At 68.7% G+C, this 3,239-nt stretch carries 4 protein-coding genes; 2 read left to right on the forward strand and 2 right to left on the reverse strand.

Annotated elements, in window-relative coordinates:
• The coding region (locus tag AACZ35_RS13420) for a ferritin-like domain-containing protein (protein WP_339830138.1) at nucleotides 1-131 on the forward strand (131 nt) is incomplete at its 5' end.
• A gap of 6 nt (nucleotides 132-137) precedes the next feature.
• Here AACZ35_RS13420 and AACZ35_RS13425 read toward each other — a convergent pair.
• A complete protein-coding gene (locus AACZ35_RS13425; protein WP_339830133.1) occupies nucleotides 138-785 on the reverse strand; it encodes a YiiX/YebB-like N1pC/P60 family cysteine hydrolase in 648 nt (215 codons plus the stop codon).
• Between the two features lie 4 nt (nucleotides 786-789).
• Nucleotides 790-1,179 carry a DUF4878 domain-containing protein gene (locus AACZ35_RS13430; protein ID WP_339830134.1) on the reverse strand — a complete coding sequence of 130 codons (390 nt, stop codon included), beginning with the start codon at nucleotides 1,177-1,179 and terminating at the stop codon, nucleotides 790-792.
• 112 nt (nucleotides 1,180-1,291) lie between these two features.
• Between AACZ35_RS13430 and recQ the strand changes: the two genes are divergently transcribed.
• Nucleotides 1,292-3,094: a DNA helicase RecQ gene (recQ, locus tag AACZ35_RS13435; RefSeq protein WP_339830136.1), complete on the forward strand. Its 1,803-nt coding sequence runs from the start codon at nucleotides 1,292-1,294 to the stop codon at nucleotides 3,092-3,094.
• Nucleotides 3,095-3,239 lie beyond the last annotated feature (145 nt).

Below are 3,239 nucleotides of genomic sequence, written 5' to 3' on the forward strand. Positions count from 1 at the left end.
TGTGCCGCGCCGCGCGCAAGGTCATCAAGACCGCCGAAGCGGCCGGCGACGACCCGAGCGTGGACCTGGCCACCCAGCGCCTGCAGGTCCACGAGAAAAACGCCTGGATGCTGCGCTCGCTGCTCGAATAAGCGCCGTCAGCGGCCCGCGGTCGCCAGCCGGTGGTCGAACACCGGCTCGACCCGGGCGCTGAGCCGCAGGTCGTCGATGCTGATGATTTCAATGCGGCCAAAATGGCTGCGCGGCCGGGCGATGTCCTCGCCGGTCGCGGCCAGCACCAGGGCCTGGATCCATTCGGTGCAATACATGGCCTCGCCGCCGTCATCGAGTCGGAAACGCGCGTCGAAGGGAATGGCCTGCCAGTCCGGGTCGTGGGCCAGTGCCACCGCCCGCGCGGCCTGGGCAGCTTCCAGCCGGGGCCGGACCACCGCCACGCCGTGGGCGTCGGCCAGGAAATGGCCAAGACTGTCGGTGCGCACGCCGCCGATGCCGGTGCGGTCGTCGGCTTCGGTATGCACGACCTGCCAGGAATCGCCTTCGCGCACCAGCAGGCCGACGTGGCTGAAGAAACCCTCGTCGCCTGAAGCGCCGGCAAAATAGCCGCTCCAGCGCCCGTTGCCGCGCCGGAACACCAGGTCGCCGGGCTGCAGCCCGCCCTGCCAGTCGGCCAGGGGCGCGACGTCCAGCAAGGCGGGCAGCGCCGGGGCGTGCGCAAGCCGCGCCGCCCCCGGCCCGGCCAGGGCCACCGCCAGCAAGGCGGTGGCCAGGGTGCCGGTCAGGCGCATGGCCTTACTTGTCGAGGTTGAAGTCCAGCTTCCACTCGCCGTCTTCCTTCACCAGGGTGTCGGTTTCTTCCTTGCCCTCGGGATTGCGGTAGCGAACGGTGGCCTTGTCGCCTTCGATCTTGGTCTCGAGGATCTCGATCTCGCCGCCTTTCTCGCACTCTTCCTTGATCTGGGCCTTCATCTGCTCGGCCTTGGCCGGTTCGGCCATGATCGCGCTGATCATGCCCACGGCGGGCTGGGACTTCTTGGACACGTACTTCTGCATCACCGACGGGTCGCCCGTGGCGCAGACTTCGGCCTGCATGTCGATGATGGTGTCGCCGGGCTGCTTGCCGCCGCAGGCGGAGAGTGCCAGCACGGCCGCGGCGAGAAGGGAGATCCGGATCGTATTCATGTCGTTCCTTTATGGTTTTGGTCTTGGTCGAACGCAGCGATAGCGCCCCGAGTTTAACCAACGTGAAGAAGGCGTGGGTCCGGACCCCGCCGGCACCGGCTAAAATGCCCGCATGACCTCCCCCGCCCTTGATCTGCTGCGCCGCGTTTTCGGCCACGCCGAGTTCCGCGGCCAGCAGGCCGCCGTGGTCGAACACCTTGTCGGCGGCGGCGACTGCCTGGTGCTGATGCCCACCGGCGCCGGAAAATCCCTTTGTTACCAAGTGCCTGCGCTGCTTCGCGAAGGCACCGGCATCATCATTTCGCCGCTTATCGCGCTGATGCAGGACCAGGTGGAGGCGCTCGAACAGCTGGGCGTGCGCGCCGCCTGCCTCAATTCTTCGCTGCCGGGCGACCAGGCCGCCCGGGTCGAGGCCCAGCTGGTCGCCGGCGAGCTCGACCTGCTGTACGTGGCCCCCGAGCGGCTGCTGACCGAACGTTTCCTGTCCCTGCTGGGCCGCAGCCGGCTGGCCCTGTTCGCCATCGACGAAGCCCACTGCGTCTCGCAGTGGGGCCACGATTTCCGTCCCGAGTACCGGGAACTGAACCTGCTGCACGAACGCTGGCCCGAGATCCCGCGCATCGCGCTGACCGCCACGGCCGACCCGCCGACGCGGCGCGAGATCGCCGAACGCCTGGACCTGCAGGACGCGCCGTGTTTCATCACCTCCTTCGACCGGCCCAACATCCGCTACCGGGTGGTCCTGAAGGACAACGCCCGCCAGCAGCTGCTCGATTTCCTGCAGCCACGGCCCGGCCAGGCCGGCATCGTCTATTGCCTGTCGCGGCGCAAGGTCGAAGAAACCGCGGCCTTCCTGTCGGCGCGCGGCATCGACGCCCTGCCCTACCACGCCGGCCTCGACGCCGGCGTGCGCGCGGCCAACCAGCGGCGTTTCCTGCGCGAGGAAGGCATCGTCATGGTCGCCACCATCGCCTTCGGCATGGGCATCGACAAACCCGACGTGCGTTTTGTCTCCCACCTGGACCTGCCCAAGTCGGTGGAAGGGTATTACCAGGAAACCGGCCGCGCCGGCCGCGACGGCGACCCCGCCGAAGCCTGGCTGTGTTACGGCATGGGCGACGTGGTGACCCTGGGCCAGATGATCGCCCAGTCCGGCGCCGGTGAAGACCGCCAGCGCCTGGAACGGCGCAAGCTCGACCTGCTGCTGGGTTATTGCGAATCCACCCGCTGCCGCCGCCAGTCGCTGCTGGCAGCCTTCGGCGAAGAGCACCCGGGCCACTGCGGCAACTGCGACAACTGCCTGGAACCGCCAAAAACCTGGGACGGCACGGTGGCGGCGCAGAAGGCGCTGTCCTGCGTGTACCGCACCGGCCAGCGTTTCGGCGTCACCCACCTGGTGGACGTGCTGCGCGGGGCCGACACCGAACGCATGCGCCAGCTGGGCCACGACCAGCTTTCGACCTATGGCATCGGCGGCGAGCTGAGCACGCAGCAGTGGAAGGGCGTGTTCCGGCAGCTGGTGGCGCTGGGTTTGCTGGACGTGGACATCGAAGGCCACGGCAGCCTGCGCCTGACGCCCGACAGCCGCGCCGTGCTGCGCGGCGAACAGGCCGTGAGCCTGCGCGAGGAAGTGGTGCGCAAGCGCGAACGCGAGCGCTCGGCCCGCGCCGCGCCGGCGCCGGTGCAGCTGGCGCCGGCCGACCAGCCGGTGTTCGAAGCCCTGCGCGAACTGCGCGCCGCCCTCGCCCGCGAACAAGCGGTACCGGCCTACGTGATCTTCCACGACGCCACCCTGCGCACGATCGCCGAACGCCGCCCGGCCTCGCTGGCCGAACTGGGCACCGTCGGCGGCGTCGGCGTCGCCAAGCTTGAAAGGTACGGGCCGCGCGTCCTGGAACTCCTGACCGAGCTGTAGGAGCGGCTTCAGGCGCGAATCCTTTGACCTGATTCCTGGCCAAGAAGAGCTTCGCGGCTGAAGCCGCTCCTACAGAGGCAGGTTAGTTCGTACCCGGCCGCACCATCACATGGTTGCTGATCGAGCCCGAGTCCGGGTTCACGAT

Source organism: uncultured Arenimonas sp. (genome assembly GCF_963976025.1).
Taxonomy (GTDB): Bacteria; Pseudomonadota; Gammaproteobacteria; order Xanthomonadales; family Xanthomonadaceae; genus Arenimonas.